The organism is Amycolatopsis orientalis DSM 43388, assembly GCF_000411975.1.
GTDB classification, from domain to species: domain Bacteria; phylum Actinomycetota; class Actinomycetes; order Mycobacteriales; family Pseudonocardiaceae; genus Amycolatopsis; species Amycolatopsis orientalis_D.
In genome coordinates, this window is record NZ_ASXG01000166.1 from 156,963 (window position 1) to 175,590 (window position 18,628).

Genomic DNA, 18,628 nt, shown 5'->3' on the forward strand with positions numbered 1-18,628 from the left:
GACATTCATGTTCAACTACGCTCGTCACCGTACCCCGTCCCGTCGTCTGGAGATCCAGTGCCCCAACGTCCGCGTGTCCCGCTCGTGCTGTGCAGCGGGATCGCCCGCACCACGCAAGCCGATGCCCTCGCCGCGCTCCTGCTCCGAGCGAGCCCCGGCACCGCCGTCGTCCACCACGATCTGCGCGACATCGGCTCCGGCGTCGTCCGCCGCCGGATCCTGCTGCGCGGCCGCGACGAGCTGACGCCGCTCGAGCTCGCGCACGGGTGCGTCAACTGCACGCTGCGCGAGGACCTGCTGCCGCTGCTGCGCCGGCTGGCTCAGATGCCGCAGGTCGACCGCATCGTGGTGCGGCTGGACGAGGCGATGGAGCCCGAACCGGTCAGCTGGGCGATCCGCAACGTCCTGGTCGGCGACCGCCCGGTGAGCGAAGACGTCGAACTCGAAGCGGTGTTCACCGTGCTGGACTGCGAGACGTGGCTCGCCGACGTCACCGGCGACGACCTGCTCGCCGAGCGCGGACTGCACGGCAGCCCCGAGGACGAGCGGACGGTCGCCCAGGTCGCACTGTCCCAAGTGGAATCCGCGGACGTGCTCGTGCTGGCCGGAGCCGCGCCGGACGCCTGGTGCGCGGCCAAGTCCGCCGCGGTGCTGGACCGGGTCGCGCCGTCCGTCCCACGCGTCGAACTGGCCCGCACCGACGCCGCCGGGCTGTTCGCCGCGGTCCCGGCCGACGCCCGCCGCGGCGAGGTCACCGACCTGCACGGCGCGTTGCTGCGCGGCGCGCCGCCGCTGCACCCGGACTGCGGCATCGAACTGCTGCGGTTCACCGCGCAGCGGCCGTTCCATCCCGAGCGGCTGCACGAGGCGATCGACCTGCTGCTCGACGGCGTGGTCCGCACCCGCGGCCGGGCCTGGGTGGCGAGTCAGCCGGACGTCGCGTTCTGGATCGAATCGGCCGGCGGCGGGCTCGGCATCGGGCACGCCGGCCCGTGGCTGGCGTCGCCGAACGGGCCGGACTGGGCCGACGTCTCCCCCGAACGCCGCACGCTCGCCTCGCTGCGCTGGGACCCGGTGCACGGCGACCGCGCGCAGGAGCTGGTGCTCGTCACCGACCAGGCGGCTCCGGCGGAGATCGAGGCCGCGCTGCAAGCCGCCCTGCTCACCGACGCCGAGCTGGCCGAAGGGGAAGCGGCCTGGCGCGAGTACCCCGACCCGTTCGGGAACTGGCACGAAGACCCCTGCGAAGAAACCGAAGAAACCGACCGGCACGCAAGCGCCGCCAACCAGAAGGACGAAACCCGATGAAGCCCGGCATCCACCCCGACTACCACCCGGTGGTCTTCAAGGACTCGTCGACCGGCGACGCGTTCCTGACCCGCTCCACCGCCACGTCCGACCGGACGATCGAATGGTCGGACGGGAACACCTACCCGCTCGTGGTGGTCGACATCAGCGCGTGGTCGCATCCGTTCTGGACCGGCACCCAGCGGATCCTCGACTCGGCAGGCCAGGTCGAGAAGTTCCACCGCCGGTACGGGCAGCGCAAGAGCGGAGGCGCCCGCTGATGGCCGTCCCGAAGCGGAAAATGTCGCGCAGCAACACCCGTGCCCGGCGCTCGCAGTGGAAGGCCGCGGCGCCGGACCTGGTGCCGATCGTCGTGGACGGCGAGCGGAAACTGGTGCCGCGCAAGCTGATCAAGCACTTCCAGCGGCTCGAGCGGTGAGCGTCCCGGTCACCGTCCTTTCCGGATTCCTCGGGGCCGGGAAAACCACGCTGCTCAACCGGATCCTGGCCAATCGCGAAGGCCTGCGCGTCGCGGTGATCGTGAACGACATGAGCGAGGTCAACATCGACGCCGCGCTCGTGCGGGACAGCGTGTCGCGGACCGAGGAGCGGCTGGTCGAGATGACGAACGGGTGCATCTGCTGCACCCTGCGCGAGGATCTGCTCGACGAGGTCGCCCGGCTGTGCGAGGACGGGCGGTTCGACCATCTGCTCATCGAGTCCAGCGGGATCTCCGAACCGATGCCGGTGGCCGCGACGTTCTCCTTCCCGGCCGGCGACGGCTCCCCGGTGCTGTCGTCGGCGCGGCTCGACACGATGGTGACCGTGGTGGACGCGGCGAATTTCGCCCGGGAACTGGCCCGCGGGGACAGCCTCGCCGAGCGCGGGCTGGACCAGTACGAGGGCGACGAGCGGACGGTCAGCGACCTGCTGATGGACCAGGTCGAGTTCGCCGACGTGCTGCTGCTGAACAAGGTCGATCTGGTTTCGCCGTCCGAACAGGACCGGTTGGCCGCCTCGCTGCGCCGGCTCAATCCGGCCGCCGACGTCGTGTCCGGCGAGTTCGGCCGGGTGCCGCTGGAGCGGGTCTTCGGCACCGGGCGCTACGACGCCGAACGCGCGCAGCAAGCGCCGGGCTGGGTCGCGGAGCTGAACGGCGACCACGTGCCGGAGACCGAGGAGTACGGCATTTCCAGCGTCGTGTTCCGCTCCGCGCGCGCGTTCGACCCGGTGCGGTTGTGGGAGTTCGTGACCACGCGGCTCGACTCCGGCGAGTTCGGCACGGTGCTGCGGTCGAAGGGGTTCTTCAGCCTCAGCACCCGCCCGGGGACGCTGGGCTTGTGGTCGCAGGCGGGCACTGTCGCGCGGTTCGAACCGCAGGGAGTCGTCGACGAACCCCGGCAGGAACTGGTGTTCATCGGCGTGGGCCTCGAACCCGCCGCACTGCGCGCCGCGCTCGAAACCTGCCTTTCCGACACGGTCGCGACCGACGACCCGTTCCCCGAATGGGAACCGGTCCATGTCCATTGAGGACAGTTCCGGCTCACGGCCGCAACACCGTGAGCCGGAACCGCCCGCCTCCGCTGCGTGCTCCACCGCCGCGCCCGCCTCGGACAACGCGAACTCGTCCACCTCGAACTGCGACAAGTCCAGCAGTCCGCACCGCGCCACGGCGATCAGCTTCGGCACCGCGTCGCGCGGGTACATCCACCGGCCGCGCACCGTCAGGTCCACTGGTCCCGCGACGGACAGCATGGCCGCTCGGTCCTCGTCTTCGTTGCCGGACAACGCGACCGGTCGGACTCGACGGCCGAAGCGCCGCTCCAGATCGGCCAGCGCCGTCCGGTTCCGGCCCGGCGCGATCACCTCGCCCATCGCGATCGCCACCGCGACCGCCGCGCCGCCGTAGGCGCCGGTCGCACCGCTGACCAGCACCGTCTCCCCAGGGCTGCAAGCCACCGTCGAGCAGGCCGCCGCAGGGCACCAGGCACCTGCCGAGCGCAGCCCACCGGCCCGCGTCGGCCTCGTCGATTTCGCCCAGCGGAGCCGCTTTCTCGGTCGGGACCATGATCTGCTCGGCGAACCCGCCGTCCCGGAAATGCCGCTGCAGCGCCAAACCCCGTCGCCGCGGGCGGTCAAGCCCTGCAGGACGATGTCCAGCGTCGTCGCGGGAGCGGACCGTCGGGTCGCAGCGGACGAAGTCGCCCGGGCTGAGTTTCGTCGCGTCCGGGCAGGCCGAGCGAGTACCTCCGGGTGCCGCTGACCATCTCGGCGGTGTAGTGCGGTACCGGCGCCGCGACGACATCCACGACCGTTTCCCCCGTGCCGGGCTCCGGTTCCGCGACCTCCTCGACCGCCAGCGGGCGCCCGAACTCCCTCAGCACGACAGCCTTCACCGGCTCCTCCTTCGCCCCGCTCCCATCGTCGGCCCGGGGGCAACCAGGAGTCCGCCGCTACCAGGATGATTCGCCCGTTTCGCACGAGTTGAACAGGCTAGGTTGAACAGTCTAGGCTGTTGATTGTGGCGAACCGGACGATCGACTCCCAGACGCGCCGCGGCGGGCGCTACAAATGGGTCGCGCTCTCCAACACGACGCTCGGCGTGCTGATGTCGGCGCTGGACGGGTCGATCGTGATCATCTCGCTGCCGGCGATCTTCCGCGGCATCGGGCTCGACCCGCTGGCCCCGGCCAACATCGGCTACCTGCTGTGGATGATCCTCGGCTACCTGCTGGTGTCCGCGGTCCTGGTGGTGACGCTCGGCCGGCTGGGCGACATGTTCGGCCGCGTCCGGATGTACAACGTCGGATTCGTGGTGTTCAGCGTCGCCTCGGTGGCGCTGTCGTTCGACCCGTTCCGCGCCGGCGGCGGCGCGCTGTGGCTGATCGGCTGGCGGGTGGTGCAGGCCGTCGGCGGCGCGATGCTCACCGCGAACTCAGCGGCGATCCTCACCGACGCGTTCCCGCGCGAGCAGCGCGGAATGGCGTTGGGCGTCAACCAGATCACCGCGCTGGCCGGGCAGTTCCTCGGCCTGGTCGCGGGCGGGCTGCTGGCCGAACTCGACTGGCGCGCGGTGTTCTGGGTGAGCGTGCCGTTCGGCGTTTTCGGCACGGTCTGGTCGATTCGCAGCCTGCGCGAGATCAGCAAGCCGCAACGGTCGCGAATCGACTGGGGCGGCAACGTCACCTTCGCGCTCGGCACCGCGGTCATCCTCGCCTCGATCACCTACGGCATCCAGCCCCACGGCGGCGCGGCGACCGGCTGGGGCAATCCGTGGGTGCTCGGCGGGCTCGGCGCCGGAATCGCGCTGCTGGCCGGGTTCTGCGTGATCGAAACCAGAGTGGCGGCCCCGATGTTCCAGCTGTCGCTGTTCCGCATCCGCGCGTTCACCGCCGGGAACCTCGCCGCCCTGCTCACCGCGATCGCGCGCGGCGGGATGCAGTTCATGCTGATCATCTGGCTGCAGGGGATCTGGCTTCCGCTGCACGGATACGACTACGAGCAAACCCCGCTGTGGGCCGGGATCTACCTTCTTCCGCTGACCGCCGGATTCCTGATCGCCGGGCCGGTGTCCGGCTTCCTCTCCGACCGGTTCGGCGCGCGGCTGTTCTCCACCGGCGGGCTGCTGCTGGTCGCCGGGTCGTTCCTCGGCCTGCTCGCGCTGCCGGTGGACTTCAGCTACCCGGCGTTCGCGCTGCTGCTCCTGCTGAGCGGGATCGGACAGGGCATGTTCTCCGCGCCCAACACCTCGGCGATCATGAGCAGCGTGCCGGACCACCAGCGCGGCGTCGCGTCCGGCATGCGCTCGACGTTCCAGAATTCCGGGACGTCGCTGTCCATCGGCGTGTTCTTCTCGCTGATGATCGCCGGACTGGCCGGTTCCCTGCCCGCGACGCTGACCGGCGGGCTGCAGGCACACGGCGTCCCGGCCGACGTCGCCGCGAACATCGCCCAGCTCCCGCCGGTGAGCACCCTCTTCGCCGCGTTCCTGGGCAGCAACCCGGTGGCGCATCTGGTCGGTCCCGGTGTGCTCGGCCGGCTCTCCCCCGCCGATTCCGCCGCGCTGACCGGCAAGGAGTTCTTCCCGAACCTGATCTCCGGGCCGTTCCACCGCGGACTGGTCACCGTGTTCGTCGCGGCCGCGGTGATGGCCTTGGTCGCGGCGCTGGCGTCGGCGTCCCGCGGGAAACGGTACTTCCATCAGGACCAGCCCGGTGGGATAGGGTAGGCGGCGATGACTACCGGGACGGCTTCGCGCCACTCACGGATCGGCTACCCGGTGCTCTTCTGAGCGCCGCGCGGGCCCCGCCTCCTTCGTCGTGATCCCAGGCATTTCCACGACGACAGGAGAATCGATGCCCGACAAGACTCTGCAGATCCCCACCGCCGACGGACTGGCCGACGCGTTCGCCGCGTTCCCGGACGACGGCGAGCAGCACCCCGGCGTGCTGATGTACTCCGACGGCTTCGGCCTCCGGCCCGTGGTGCGCGACCTGGCCCGAGAGCTGGCCTCGCACGGCTATTACGTCCTCGTGCCCAACTTCTTCTTCCGGCACGGCCCCGCGCCGGTGCTGGAACTTCCCGAGTTCATCGGCGAAGACGAGCGTCCCGGGGTCTTCGCGCAGGTGCTGCCGATGATCGAAGCGCACACTCCCGAGCTGGTCCGGCGAGACGCCGACGCCTACCTCGGATTCCTCGCCGCCCAACCGGAAGTCGAGACCGGACCGGTCGGGGTGACCGGTTACTGCATCGGCGGCCTCCACGCGGTCCGCACCGCCGCGGCACATCCGGACCGGGTGGCGGCGGTCGCCGGATTCCACGCGCCGGTGGGTGCGGCGGGACCCGGGTGTCTCTCGCGGATCACTGCCGAGGCGCACTTCGGCCATGCCGCATCCGACCTGACCCCGGATACTCTCGACGACCTCAACCAGGCTCTCGCTGCGGCAGGAGTCAGCTGCACCTCCGAGATCTATCCCGGCACGCTCCACGGTTTCACCATGGCGGACACTGACGCGTTCAATCCCGCCGGTCTGCGCCGTCATTGGGAACGGCTGCTGCCGCTCCTGGGTCGCGCCCTCGGAGGTTCCCGCACACACTTGTTCAGCTGATCCCGCAGACCGACCGAACGGCCGAGCCCCACCGGCCGTTCGGTTGCGCTACTCCGGCGACGGCGTGTACAGCGCGCCGAGGAACTCGACCAGCAGCCGTTCTCGCAGGGGTTCCGGCGCGCCGCCAGCAACGCGTTGATCGGCGCCATCCGCGCCGGGAGCCCGTCGCCGCCGGTCAGGCCCGCCGCGGCGAGCAAACCGCCGAACTGTCCGGAGGTCAGGGTTTCCGGGTCGAGCGCGGCCGCGAACGCGGCGACGTCCGGATCGACCCGCACCGGGCCTTCCTCCCGCGCCGCCGCGACAGAGGCCGCCGGATCGGCCAGGAATTCCGGTTCGCTGCCGTGGTTCGCGGCGGTGACGGTGAGGTGCAGGTTCAGCGGAGAAGTCCCGTGCGCGAACCGCGGCTGGACGTACCAGCCGCGCGCCTTCATCTCGTCGGCGACAGTGAAGAGATCGAAACCGTCCGAGCCGGTGAACGCGACCAGCGTCGACACCGGATCGCCCAGCACGCGCAAGCCCGGAATCGAAGCCACCCCCGCGCGAATCCGGGCCACCGCGTCCCTCGCCCGCGACGCCAGCTGCAGATAACCGTCCTCGCCGAGGTGGTGGACGACGGCCCACGCGGCGGCGAGCGGACCGCCGGAGCGGGTACTCTGCAGCGTCGGGTTGAGCATCGGGTATCCGGGCCAGGCCGCGCTCGCGAAGAGGCGCGTCCGCCGGAGTTCCGCCGAAGCGTGCAGCAGCACCGAGACGCCCTTGGCGCAGTAGGCGTATTTGTGCAGGTCGACCGAAATGCTGGTGACTCCCGGAACGCGGAAGTCGAACGGCGGAAGGTGCCCGGATCGACCGGCACCACGACCTTTCGCACGCCGAGCAGGTGCGCTGCCTTGTGGAACGCGGCGTGCGCGGTTTCCGGCAGCACGATCGACGGCGAAGCAATCTCCGGTCGGGAGTCGCGCGCGGCGAGGACCGCCAGCAGGCACGATTCGGTGCCGCCGGAGGTCACCGTGCGATCGGGCCCCTACGCGGGATCGCGGTGCTAACCGGACCCAACCCGGGATCGCGCCGACGAAGTCGGTGCCATCAAACACAGTCACGGCTGCTTCTCCAGCACCGAACGGCGCAGCAGCGGGATGCCGAGCGCGATCAGCACCGCGGGCAGCACCGACGCGCCGATGACGATCGCGGTGATCGCCGAGGACGGCTGCGGGACGGCGGTCCCGCCGGTGCTCGACACGTAGCTCCCGGCCTGCAGCACCAGTCCGAACAGGCCCGGCCCGAGCGCGAGCCCGAGCGTCTCGGACGCGGTCCACACCCCGGCCGTGACGCCCGCCCGGGTTTCGCCGGTCCGCTCCTCCTCGGCGCTGATCAGGTCCGGCAGGATCGCCAGCGGGAACACCGAAATGCCCGCGTAGCCGACGCCGGCGAGCGCGACGAACACCAGCGTCGCGGCGAACGGCAGCTGGTCGGCGAAGTACATCGCCACCAGGCCGACGAAGAACGACGTGGTGGCGACCCGGAAGCCGGCGAGCTTGCCCCAGCGCGCGCCCAGCCGCGGCCACAGCGGCATGGTGACCAGCGCGGGCCCGACGAAGCCGACGAAGAGGTAAGTGCGGTAGCTCGGGTCGCCGAGGACGTGCTGGGCGAAGTACGGGATCGCGGCCAGCACGGTGCCGATGCCGAGCGCCTGGATGAAGTAGACGCCCAGCAGCCACCGGAACGACCGCCACTGCGCGATGGTGCGCGTCAATTCCTTGAGCCGCACCGTGTTCGGCCGCAGCGAGCCGACCGGCGCGCCCTTCAGCCCGAAGTAGACCCCGAGCGTCGCGGCCAGGATGATCACCGCCATCACCAAGCCCATCACCCGGTAGCCCGCCACCCCGGGCAGCAGGTCGGTGATCGCCGGGGCGCCGCCGCCGGACACCAGCACCGCGACCGCCAGCACGCCGATCCGGACGCTGGTGAGTTTCGTGCGTTCCTCGGCGGAATCGGTCAGCTCGGCCGGCAGCGCGTTGAACGGCACCTGGAAGAACGCGTACGCGGTGGCGCACAGGAAGAACATCACCACGACGTAGGTCGCGTCCCAGAACGGCGTGCCGAAGCCGGGATGCGCGAACAGCGCGAAGAAGAGGACCGCGACGCCGATCCCGCCGCGCAGCAGGAACCGCCGCCTGCTGCCGGTGCGCGCGAGATCGGCGTCGGACAGCCGGCCGGCGACCGGGTTGAAGAGCACGTCCCACGCCTTGGGCACGAAGACGATGATCCCGGCCGCCGCGGCGGGCACCGCCATGGTGTCGGTGAGGTACGGCAGCAGGAGCAGCCCCGGCACGGTGCCGAACCCGCCGGTGACGAAGGAGCCGAGCGAGTAGCGGAATCTCGTGCGGCGGGACAGCGACGCCAAAGGTCCTCCTCGAAGGCGGAACGACGAACGCATGCCTAATGGATCTTCGCCGGTCCCCGGTAGTGGTCGGGAGGAATCGTGCCACCGTCGTGATGCACCGGCCGTACCGGGCCGACTACGCCCTCGTGCGCGGCAACGCCGGTTCTAACCGGCATCGCCGCTCACGACTCTCCTTCAGGACAGCGCTTTCGCGGCCTTCGCCAGCGACCCCGCGTCCCCGCGCAGCAGCAGCGTCGTCACCACCGTCTCTTCCCACGCCGACAGTTCCTCGCGGATCTTCTCCGCCGGGCCGATCAGCGAGGTGTCCTCGACCAGCGACGTCGGGATCGCCTTGACCGCTTCTTCCTTGCGTCCGGCCAGGTACAGCTCCTGCACCTTGTCCGCGACATCCGCATAGCCGAGCCGGGCGAAGACGTCGTGGTGGAAGTTCACGCTCTTCGCGCCCATCCCGCCGATGTACAGCGAGAGCGCCGGCTTGATGAAGCTCGCCGCTTCCTCGACGTCGTCGTGCACGATCACCGGCACCGACGCGGCCACCTCGAAATCGGAAAGGCTCCGCCGCGCGCCCGGTCGGGCGAACCCCTCCTCCAGCGCGGCCCGGTAGAACCCGTCCGACTTGGGCGAGAAGAACAGCGGCAGCCAGCCGTCGCAGATCTCCGCGGCCAGCGCGACGTTCTTCGGGCCTTCGGCGGCCAGATAGATCGGCAGGTCGGCGCGCAGCGGGTGCACCGTCGGCTTGAGCGGTTTGCCCAGCCCGGTCCCGCCCTTGAGCGGCAGCTGGAAGAACTGCCCGTCGATGGTCACCGGTTCCTCGCGGGCCAGCACCTTGCGCACGATCTCGACGTACTCGCGCGTGCGCGCCAGCGGCTTCGGGTACGGCTGGCCGTACCAGCCCTCCACCACCTGCGGCCCGGACGCGCCGAGCCCGAGCACGAACCGGCCGCCGGACAGGTGGTCCATGGTCAGCGCGCTCATCGCGGTCGCGGTCGGGGTGCGCGCGGACATCTGCACGATGTTGGTGCCGAGCTTGATCCGGCTGGTCGCCGCGCCGACCCAGGCCAGCGGCGTGAACGCGTCCGACCCGTACGCCTCGGCCGACCACACCGAGTCGAACCCGAGCCGCTCGGCTTCGAGCACGGTCTCCTGCGCGCCCGGGATCGGCCCGCTCCCCCAGTACCCGAGGTGAAAGCCCAGCTTCATCCAGCCCTCCTGATCTCGAAGCCCGTGCGCGGCGCGGGAATCAGCTTCCCGCGGCGCTCACGGCACGTCCGGCGAGTAGTGCTCCGGTTTCCCGCGCTCGGCGAGCGGGGGAAGATTGCGGCGCGGGGTTTCGACCGGCGGCGTCCCCGGGGCCAGCTCGCCGCGTTCGCGCCGCCAGCCCGCCCGTGCCCGCGGATGGTAGCGGCGATCGTGCGGAACCAGCGAAAACACCGCGTTGATCAGCTTGCCGACGCGGCGGTGCCGGCGGGCGTCCCGCTCGGTCCAGCGGAAGCCGAGCAGCTCCCGCACCTCCGGGTCGTACATCCCGACGGTCAGCCACACGAACTGTTTCGCGATCATCTTCGCGACCGGTTTCCACAGCGGATCGGGCAGCCACGGGAGGAACGGCGGTTTCGCGATCCCGCGCAGGTCGAGGACGTCGCGAGTGGCCTGGTTGTCCTCCAGCACCTCGGCGCACATGTGCTTCCAGTACCGCTGGAAGTCCTCCCACGACTCCGGCACCGGCCGCATCGTCATGTCGTACATCCGCCACCAGCGCACGTGCTCGTCGAACAGGACGCGCTTTTCCTCTTCGCCGATGCCGCCCATGAAATTGTCGGCGATCAGGATGGTGCTGACGAAGAACGTCGAATGCGCCCAGTAATACGTGTCCGGGTCGAGCGCGTGGTAGCGGCGGCCTTTCGCGTCGACGCCCTTGATCCGGTCGTGGTAGCCGCGCACCTCCAGCGCGGTGCGGTGCGCGAGCGGGCCGTCGTAGACCACCCCGCCGATCGGGTACAGCGAGCGGAACAGCCGCTGCCACCGTTCTTCGAAGAACTTCGAATGCTGCTCGACGCCCGCGCCGAGACCCGGGTGCATGTTCTGCATCGACCCGGCCCACAGCGCGATCAGCAGCCCGCGCCAGTCGCCGAAGTACTTCCAGGTCAGCGAGTCCGGTCCGAGAGGTTCGGGGGCTTCCCTGCTCATCGCGGCTCCTCGGCGGGTCGGCGAAGTGACTACAGCTGTTGTCAGGTTAGGATGTGACAACATCTGTGGTCAACTCGGGACGGGAGCGGGTATGCCGGGCCGCACGTGGGCGGGCACGACGCTGGACGACCGCAAGGCCCAGCGCCGCGCGCAGCTGCTCGCCGCCGGGCTCGAACTGCTCGGCACGCAGGGCAGCGCGGCGGTGAGCGTGCGCGCGGTGTGCCGGTCCGCGAAGCTGACCGAGCGGTACTTCTACGAAAGCTTCGCCGACCGGGAAAGCCTGGTCGCCGCGGTCTACGAGGACGTCGGGAACCAGGCCCGGCAAGCACTGGCCGACGCGGTGTCCGGCGAGGCCGAGCCGAGCCGCCGCGCCGAACGCGCCGTCACCGCGTTCGTGGAGCTGATGCTCGACGACCCGCGCAAGGGCCGGGTGCTGCTGCTCGCGCCGCTGACCGATCCGGCGCTGACCCAGCGCGGCCTGCACCTCCTCCCGGCGTTCACCACGCTCGTCGGCGAACAGCTGTCGCGCGGCGACGAGACCGGCCGCCAGCTCGTGGCGATCGGTCTCGTCGGCGCGCTCAGCAACGTGTTCATCGCTTACCTCGACGGCACGCTGAGGGTGAGCCGCGAGCGTCTCGTCGAGCACTGCGTGCAGCTGGTGCTCGGCGCGGACGCTTTCGACTCGGAGGCTCACTGAGCGGCTGCCCGCTCGTCGCGCAGCCGAAGCGCGATGTCGATGATCATGTCCTCCTGGCCGCCGACGTAGCGTTCCTTGCCTACCTGGTACAGGATTTCGTGCGCCGGGACGCCGTACCGCTCGGCGGCGCGTTCGGCGTGCAGCAGGAAGCTCGAGTACACCCCGGCGTAGCCCTGGACGATCGACGACCGGTCCATCACCGGCAGCCGGGTCAGGTACTTCTTCACCACGTTCTCCGCGGCTTCCATCAGGACGTCTTTGTCCACGCCGGTTTTGATGCCGAGCCGGTCGAACGTGGCGGCGAGGACCTCGGTCGGCGAGTTGCCCGCGCCGGCCCCGAGCGCGGCGAGCGAGCCGTCGATCTGCCGGGCCCCGGCGCGGTACGCGAGCACCGAGTTGGCGACGCCGAAGCTCAGGTTCTGGTGCCCGTGGTAACCGACCTGGGCTTCGTCGCCGAGTTCCGCGACGAGCGCGGCGACGCGCTCCGACGCGTCCTCGAGGATCAGCGCGCCCGCGGAGTCCACGACGTACACGCACTGGCAGCCCGCGTCGACCATGATCCGGGCCTGCTTCGCCAAGTCCTCCGGCGTCGACATGTGCGACAGCATCAGGAATCCGACAGTTTCCAGGCCGAGGTCGCGCGCCGCGCCGAAGTGCTGGATGGACACGTCAGCTTCGGTGCAGTGCGTCGCGATCCGCACCGCGCCCGCGCCGAGATCGGCCGCCGCGCGGAGGTCGGTGACCGTGCCGAGGCCGGGCAGGAGAAGCACGGCGATCTTCGCCTGCTTCGCCTCGTCGACCGCGGCGGCGATCAGCTTTCGCTCGTCCACCAAGGAAAAGCCGTAGTTGAAGGTGGAGCCGCCGAGGCCGTCGCCGTGGGTCACCTCGATCAGCGAGACGCCCGCGTCGTCGAGCGCGCGGACGGTGTCGCGCACCTGCTTTTCGGTGAACTGGTGCGCCATGGCGTGACTGCCGTCGCGCAGGGTGGTGTCGACCAGCCGGACGTCGGTGTTGTTCACGCGGCCACCTCCTGAGCGGCGAAGAGGTCGCCGACGCGCGCGGCGGCGGCGGTCATGATGTCGAGGTTGCCCGCGTACTTGGGCAGGTAGTCGCCGTTGCCCGCGACTTCCAGGAAGACGCCCACCCGGGCCTTGCCGCTCCAGTCCGGCCGCGGCGGGTCGAACTGCGGGTCGGCCTTGAGCGTGTAGCCCGGCACGTACTGCTGGACGTCTTTCACCATGCGGTGCACGGATTCGCTGATCGCGTCGAAGTCGGCGTCCGGGTCGACCGCGCAGAACACCGTGTCGCGCATGATCATCGGCGGGTCCATCGGGTTGATGATGATGATCGCGCGGCCCTTGTCCGCGCCGCCGACCTTCTCGATCGCGTGCGCGGTGGTCTCGGTGAACTCGTCGATGTTCGCGCGCGTGCCGGGACCGGCCGACCGCGACGACACCGACGCGACGATCTCCGCGTACGACACCGGCGTCACGCGCGAAACCGCGTGCACGATCGGGATGGTCGCCTGGCCGCCGCAGGTGATCATGTTGACGTTGCGGTCGGTCAGCTGGTCCGGCGGGTTCACCGCCGGGCAGGTGAACGGGCCGACCGCGGCGGGCGTCAGGTCGATCGCGCGGATGCCGGCCTCGGCGTACCGCGGGGCGTTGGCCTGGTGCGCCTTCGCCGACGTCGATTCGAACACCAGCTGCGGCAGTTCCGCGCGCGAAAGCAGCCAGTCGACGCCTTCCGCTGACGTCTCGAGGCCGAGCTTCGCGGCGCGCGCCAGCCCGTCCGACGCCGGGTCGACGCCCACCATGTAGCGCACTTCCACGTGCTCGCTGCGCTGGAGCTTCGCCAGCAAATCCGTACCGATGTTGCCCGGGCCGACGATCGCGGCCGTCACCTTGCGTTCCGCCATGCCGCCACGGTGCTCGCCGGGATGGGGCACACTCAACCCATGCGTACCACTGGACGGAACGGCGACGGGCTCGTGACGGCGCGGGTCGCCGCCGTGCTGGAAGCCTTCCGCCCCGGCGACGACGCGCTGGGCGTCTCCGAGCTGGCGCGGCGGACCGGTCTCGCGAAGACGACCGTGCACCGGCTGGCCGGGCATCTGGCCGACACCGGGCTGCTGGAACGCGACGGCGCCTCAGTCCGGTTGGGACTGCGGCTGTTCGAGATCGGCCAGCTCGCGGTACGCCGCCGCGGCCTGGTCGAAGCGGCCCGGCCGTACCTGGCGGACCTGCGGGAGGCCACGCGGAACACCGTGCATCTCGCGGTCTTGGAAGGCACCGAGGTGGTGTACCTGGATGTGCTGCGCGGACCGGACGCGCCGGATCTGCCCTCGCGCACCGGCGGGCGGTTTCCGGCGCACGCGACCGGGGTCGGGAAGGCGATTCTGTCCCGCTCCCCCGACGACGTCGTGACGCGGGTGATCGACGCCGGGCTGCCCCGCGTCAGCGCGCGGACGATCACCGCGCCCGGGTTGCTGCGCCGCCAGCTGGCGCGGATCCGCGAAGACGGGATCGCGTTCGAGCGCGAGGAATCCGGCGTCGGCGTCGTGTGCGCGGCGAGCCCGCTCGTCGATGCGAACGGGCTCGCGGTGGCCGCGGTGTCGATCTCCGGATGGGCGACGCGGATGCGGACGGAACGGGTCGCGCCCGCCGTGCGGACGGTGGCGTTGGCCTTGTCCCGGACCATTTCCGAGACCTGATCAAGACTTCCGGGATCGCTCTTTCCGCATCCGCAGAATCAAGGCGAGGGCGTCCTCCGAGTGGCTTCCCGGGGTCAGCACTTCCTGCAACAAGAGCCCGCGAATCGCGGCGACGGTCACCGCGGCCGTCGTCCGCGCTTCCTCGGCGGCGAGCCCTTCGCGTGCTGCGAGCGAGGCGATCATCCGGGTCAGGTCGTCCAGCGAATCGATGAATTCGCGGAACTCCTCCGGCTGATACGCGGCCAGCCCGGTGACGTGAAAGAAACCGCGGACCCGCGACAGCTGGTCCGGGCGGGTGTAGGTCCGCCAGATCTCCACGACGAACTCGTCGAACGTGCACTGCTGGGCGGTCTTGAAGAGCGCTTCGTTGTCGCGGGCCCGCTGCGCCCGGAGCATCGCCGCCAGGACGCCCGGCAGCGAGCCGAAGTGGTAGCGCAGCAGGGCGTGGCTGGTCTCGGCCCGGGCGGCGACTTCCCGGAGCGACACCTCCGGCGAGGGAAGCGTCCCCTCGAAGGCGTCGAGAAGCCGCGCCAGGAGCCGTTCGCGGGCGTCGCCCTTGCCTTCCGTGCTTGACAGGGTCACCCCGACAGTTTATCCATTGGAAAAGACCCTGGCAACGGCGGAAGGACGGCTCGTGGCACGTTTTCAGGTAGTCGGAGCGACGGTCGCCGACGGCTCGGGGCGCGATCCCGCCAACGTCAGCGTCACCGTCGAGGACGGGCGGATCGCCGGACTCGGCCCGGGCAGCGCATCGGGCGAACGCCTCGACGCCGACGGGCTGACGATGACGCCCGGACTGATCGACGCGCACGTCCACCTGGGCCTGGCGAGTCCGATCGAACCGCAGTTTTCCTTCCGGCTCAGCGTCGCCGAGCTCGCCGCGGACATCTTCGCCACGGCCGGTTCGGCGCTCGACGCGGGTTTCACCACCGTCCGCGACACCGGCGGGATCGACGGCGGGGTCGTCTCCACGATCGCCAAGGGCAAGGTGCGCGGACCGCGCGTGCTGTCGTGCGGACCGGTGCAATGCCAGACTGGAGGGCACGGCTACTACGGAGCCGAGTGGGAGCCCACCGAGCTGTGGAACAGCCATCACATTCCGGGCCTGTGCGCCCTGTCCATGCAGTCCGGCAACGCGAACGAGTTGCGCAGCAACGTGCGCGAGGCCTTCCGGCGCGGCGCTTCGTTCCTGAAGCTCTGCGTCACCGGCGGCGTGGTCAGCGCACACGACCAGCTGACCGACACCCAGTTCACCGTCGAAGAAATCGCTGTCGCCGTGCAGGAAGCCGCGGCCCGCGGCACCTACGTGACGGTTCACGCGCACAACAACGAAGGCATCCGGAACGCGATCGAGGCCGGGGTGCGCTGCGTCGAACACGGCACTGACATCGACGAGTCCACGGCCGCTTTGATGGCCGACCGCGACGTCGCGCTGGTCCCCACCTTCGCGGTGGTCGAGCACCTGCTGCGGGACACCGCGCGCACCGGGCTCGACGAGTCGATCCGCGAACGCGTGCAGGGAGTCCGCGAGCGGATGGCCGGCGCGCTCGCCGTCGCCAAGGAGGCCGGGCTGCGGATCGGCCTCGGCTCCGATCTCATCGGCCCGGCCCAGCACCGCCGCGGCGAAGAACTCACACTGCGCGCCAACCTCGAGACACCGATGGAAGCTCTCGTGGCCGCGACGAAAACCAACGCCGAGATCCTCGGCCTGTCCGGCGAAGTGGGAGTGCTCGCTCCCGGCGCGCAGGCAGATCTCGTGCTCTGGAACGGAAATCCGCTCGAAGACCCGCGGCTTTTCTCCGACCCGGCCAACGCGGTCGTGGTCGTCCAGGCCGGACGCGTAGTGAAGGACCTCCGATGAGCCCGATGTGGCACGGCTGCCTCGCCGACACCGACTACTTCGAACTGCGTTCCAGCGCCGGATACGACTACGGCGTCTGGGTCACCACCCCACCGGGTTACGACCCCGCCGCGACCCGGGTGCCGGCCCTGTACGTGCTCGACGGCAACTGGGCCGTGGGCCTGACGGCTCCGCTCGTCGTCACCCAGGCGGATCCCATGCAGCCGATCCAGCCGTATCTGCAAGTCAGCGTCGGATACGCGGGCGAGGAAGCACAGCATTGGTCCCGGCTGCGCAACCGGGACCTCGTGCCGCCCGGCGAGCCCGTCGGCCAGGAGTTCGTCGCCGCCGTGGAGATGGGCGTCGAGACGGGCCGGATGACCCGCCAGCAAGCCGACGCCTACCTCGCCGAATTGCGCGACACCCGCGCCGACGCGTTCCTGGCCTTCCTCACCGACGAACTGCACCCGCGCATCGAACGCGACTACCGCACGGCCGGGAGCGGCCACGGCCTCTTCGGCTACTCCTACGGCGGGCTCTTCAGTCTCTACGCCTGGCTCAGCGGCTGCCCCCTCTTCGAGAGCATCGGAGCGGGCAGCCCCGGAGTCGTCGGGGAAGACAGCCAGATTTTCGCCCGGCTCCGCGAGCTGGGCGACGACCGGCCCGCCGCCAAGCTTCACGTGACGGTCAACGAGCAAGAGCTGTTCGGAGACCTGGCCGTCTATCAGAACCTCGCGAAGAACACGGCCACGCTTCTGCACCGCCTCGCCTCGGGCGCCGTCACCAGCGAGATCCTGCGCGAAACGCACCTGACCGGCCTGCAAGCCGCATTCCTCAGCTATCTGCGGACTTGCCGGGCCCAGTAGCGGCGTGGACCGCGGGTCGCCGGCCGGCCCACGGCATCGCCTCCTCCAAGAACGCCGCGACCCGCAGCAGCACCGATTCCGCACACCCCGGGCCGCCCAGCTGGACCCCGATCGGCAACCCTTGCGACGACTCGCCGAGCGGAAGGCTGATCGCCGGCGCGCCCGTCTGGTTGTACAACGGCGTGAACGAGCACGCGTCGAAAAGCTGCCTGGTCCACTCCGCCGCAGTCAGCTCGGCGTTCGCGTCGAGGCGGCCCAGCGGCAAGGCCGGAGTGTTCATCGTCGGAGTCAGCAACAGGTCGTACCCGGTGAAGAACCGGCCTGCCGCGCGGGAAACGACATTCATCGCGCCCAGCGCCGCGGTCAGGTCCATCGCGCTGATCGAACGGCCGTACTCGACGCACGCCCACGTGGTCCGTTCGAGATTCTCCGGGCTCGCCGCGACCCCGGTCATCTCCTCGATCCCGGCGACCGCACCGGCCAGGAATCCCGACCACAGCACCTGATTGGCGTGCAGGAACGATTCCCACTCGAAGACCGGCGTCGCGCGTTCGACGTGGTGTCCCGCGGCCTCGAGCACGTGCGCGACCGCCTCAACCGTCCTCGCCACCTCGGGATCGACGTAGCTGCCCGCCCAGGATTCAGTGTGCACCGCGATGCGCAGCCGCCCCGGGTCAGCCCCGACCTCTTCCAGCCACGGGCGCACGGGCGGGGCGAGGACGTACGGGTCGCCCGGATAGCTCACCGCCACCTCGTCGAGAAGCGCGGCGGTGTCCCGGACCGTCCGCGTCACCGCGAGTTCGACGCCCATGCCGTACAACGGATCCGCGAAGTCCGGACCGGCGGGCACCCGGCCGCGGGTGGGCTTCAGGCCGACCAGGCCGGTGCAGGCGGCGGGAATGCGGATCGACCCGCCGCCGTCGTTCGCGTGCGCGAGCGGGAGCGCCCCGGCCGCGACGAGGGCCGCCGAACCGCCGCTGGAGCCGCCGGCACTGTGCGCGGTGTTCCACGGGTTGCGCGTCGAACCGTAGGCCAGCGCTTCGGAGTTGGCGTTGAAGCCCAGTTCCGGCGTGGTGGTGACGGCCAATGTCGCCAGGCCCGCCGCGCGGAATCGCTCCATCAGGTGGGTGTCCTCCGGCGGCACGACGCCCTTGCCGAGCAGCCGCGTGCCCATCCGGGTCGGCACTCCGGCGGCGTGCAGGACGAGGTCCTTGATCGCGAACGGGACGCCGGCGAACCGGCCGTCGCGCGAGTAGCCGAGCGGGCGCTCGAACGGGCCGGCGGCGACCGCGTTCAGCTCCGGGTTCACCTTGCCGACGGCTTCGGCCGCCAGCGCGGCGGCCTCCTCGGCGGCGACCTCTCCGGAGGCGATGACCGCGGCCAGCGCGGTCGCGTCGAGGGCGGCGTATTCGTCGAGGTTCATCCAGATCTCCTTGAGCCGGGGAACCGGAACGCTACGAGCGGGCGCCGCCGGCGGCATCGGCCGAAAAGCCGTTCCGTCCCCGCCGCGGACGTGCGCCCCGTTGACA

Annotated in this window: 18 protein-coding genes and 1 pseudogene; 10 read left to right on the forward strand and 9 right to left on the reverse strand. The window is 70.5% G+C overall.

Annotated features, from left to right (window positions below; genetic code table 11):
* The first annotated feature begins 57 nt into the window (after window positions 1–57).
* Genes mrf through L942_RS34660 form a run of 4 tightly spaced genes read left to right on the forward strand, consistent with a single transcriptional unit; the run spans window position 58 to window position 2,817 of the window.
* Complete coding sequence (gene mrf, locus L942_RS34645) at window positions 58–1,308, forward strand: ribosome hibernation factor-recruiting GTPase MRF (RefSeq protein WP_037368347.1); 1,251 nt, start codon at window positions 58–60, stop codon at window positions 1,306–1,308.
* Window positions 1,305–1,568, forward strand: a complete 264-nt coding sequence (locus L942_RS34650; protein WP_037368348.1) for a type B 50S ribosomal protein L31 — start codon at window positions 1,305–1,307, stop codon at window positions 1,566–1,568. Before mrf ends, L942_RS34650 begins: the two co-directional genes overlap by 4 nt.
* Complete coding sequence (gene rpmF, locus L942_RS34655; protein WP_037368350.1) at window positions 1,568–1,726, forward strand: 50S ribosomal protein L32; 159 nt, start codon at window positions 1,568–1,570, stop codon at window positions 1,724–1,726. The genes L942_RS34650 and rpmF overlap by 1 nt, the downstream gene beginning before the upstream one ends.
* Window positions 1,723–2,817: a GTP-binding protein gene (locus L942_RS34660; protein ID WP_037368353.1), complete on the forward strand. Its 1,095-nt coding sequence runs from the start codon at window positions 1,723–1,725 to the stop codon at window positions 2,815–2,817. The genes rpmF and L942_RS34660 overlap by 4 nt, the downstream gene beginning before the upstream one ends.
* A 605-nt stretch (window positions 2,818–3,422) precedes the next feature.
* Here L942_RS34660 and L942_RS45720 read toward each other — a convergent pair.
* A complete protein-coding gene (locus L942_RS45720) occupies window positions 3,423–3,683 on the reverse strand; it encodes a hypothetical protein (protein WP_051166455.1) in 261 nt (86 codons plus the stop codon).
* 125 nt (window positions 3,684–3,808) lie between these two features.
* Here L942_RS45720 and L942_RS34670 point away from each other — a divergent pair, with 125 nt between their 5' ends.
* Both L942_RS34670 and L942_RS34675 read left to right on the forward strand, forming a co-directional pair.
* Entirely contained in the window at window positions 3,809–5,515 is a 1,707-nt protein-coding gene (locus tag L942_RS34670) for an MFS transporter (protein ID WP_200863022.1), read from the forward strand.
* Between the two features lie 127 nt (window positions 5,516–5,642).
* A complete protein-coding gene (locus tag L942_RS34675; protein ID WP_037368354.1) occupies window positions 5,643–6,395 on the forward strand; it encodes a dienelactone hydrolase family protein in 753 nt (250 codons plus the stop codon).
* Between the two features lie 48 nt (window positions 6,396–6,443).
* Here L942_RS34675 and L942_RS34680 read toward each other — a convergent pair.
* The 4 genes and pseudogenes from L942_RS34680 to L942_RS34695 form a co-directional block, all read right to left on the reverse strand.
* Window positions 6,444–7,404: pseudogene (locus tag L942_RS34680) on the reverse strand (aspartate aminotransferase family protein); the annotation flags it as partial.
* 84 nt (window positions 7,405–7,488) lie between these two features.
* Complete coding sequence (locus L942_RS34685) at window positions 7,489–8,796, reverse strand: MFS transporter (protein WP_037368356.1); 1,308 nt, start codon at window positions 8,794–8,796, stop codon at window positions 7,489–7,491.
* Between the two features lie 174 nt (window positions 8,797–8,970).
* The gene (locus tag L942_RS34690; protein WP_037368358.1) at window positions 8,971–9,996 is read right to left on the reverse strand and encodes an LLM class F420-dependent oxidoreductase; all 1,026 of its coding nucleotides are present in this window, start codon (window positions 9,994–9,996) and stop codon (window positions 8,971–8,973) included.
* Window positions 9,997–10,053: 57 nt separating this feature from the next.
* Window positions 10,054–10,983: an oxygenase MpaB family protein gene (locus L942_RS34695; protein WP_037368360.1), complete on the reverse strand. Its 930-nt coding sequence runs from the start codon at window positions 10,981–10,983 to the stop codon at window positions 10,054–10,056.
* A 91-nt stretch (window positions 10,984–11,074) separates the two neighbouring features.
* Between L942_RS34695 and L942_RS34700 the strand changes: the two genes are divergently transcribed.
* Entirely contained in the window at window positions 11,075–11,680 is a 606-nt protein-coding gene (locus L942_RS34700; RefSeq protein ID WP_037368361.1) for a TetR/AcrR family transcriptional regulator, read from the forward strand.
* Here L942_RS34700 and dmpG read toward each other — a convergent pair.
* A complete protein-coding gene (dmpG, locus tag L942_RS34705; protein ID WP_037368363.1) occupies window positions 11,674–12,699 on the reverse strand; it encodes a 4-hydroxy-2-oxovalerate aldolase in 1,026 nt (341 codons plus the stop codon). The genes L942_RS34700 and dmpG overlap by 7 nt on opposite strands.
* The gene (locus L942_RS34710) at window positions 12,696–13,598 is read right to left on the reverse strand and encodes an acetaldehyde dehydrogenase (acetylating) (RefSeq protein ID WP_037368365.1); all 903 of its coding nucleotides are present in this window, start codon (window positions 13,596–13,598) and stop codon (window positions 12,696–12,698) included. The genes dmpG and L942_RS34710 overlap by 4 nt, the downstream gene beginning before the upstream one ends.
* 39 nt (window positions 13,599–13,637) lie before the next feature.
* Here L942_RS34710 and L942_RS34715 point away from each other — a divergent pair, with 39 nt between their 5' ends.
* Complete coding sequence (locus tag L942_RS34715) at window positions 13,638–14,393, forward strand: IclR family transcriptional regulator (RefSeq protein WP_037368367.1); 756 nt, start codon at window positions 13,638–13,640, stop codon at window positions 14,391–14,393.
* Here L942_RS34715 and L942_RS34720 read toward each other — a convergent pair whose 3' ends face one another.
* Window positions 14,394–14,975 carry a TetR/AcrR family transcriptional regulator gene (locus tag L942_RS34720; protein ID WP_037368368.1) on the reverse strand — a complete coding sequence of 194 codons (582 nt, stop codon included), beginning with the start codon at window positions 14,973–14,975 and terminating at the stop codon, window positions 14,394–14,396.
* Window positions 14,976–15,027: 52 nt separating this feature from the next.
* Between L942_RS34720 and L942_RS34725 the strand changes: the two genes are divergently transcribed.
* A complete protein-coding gene (locus L942_RS34725) occupies window positions 15,028–16,254 on the forward strand; it encodes a metal-dependent hydrolase family protein (protein ID WP_037368369.1) in 1,227 nt (408 codons plus the stop codon).
* Entirely contained in the window at window positions 16,251–17,099 is an 849-nt protein-coding gene (locus L942_RS34730; protein ID WP_037368372.1) for an alpha/beta hydrolase, read from the forward strand. Before L942_RS34725 ends, L942_RS34730 begins: the two co-directional genes overlap by 4 nt.
* Here the strand turns inward: L942_RS34730 and L942_RS34735 are convergent.
* Window positions 17,068–18,522, reverse strand: coding sequence for an amidase (locus L942_RS34735; protein WP_037368373.1), 1,455 nt, complete (start codon window positions 18,520–18,522; stop codon window positions 17,068–17,070). The two genes, L942_RS34730 and L942_RS34735, sit on opposite strands and share 32 nt — an antisense overlap.
* Window positions 18,523–18,628: the final 106 nt, after the last annotated feature.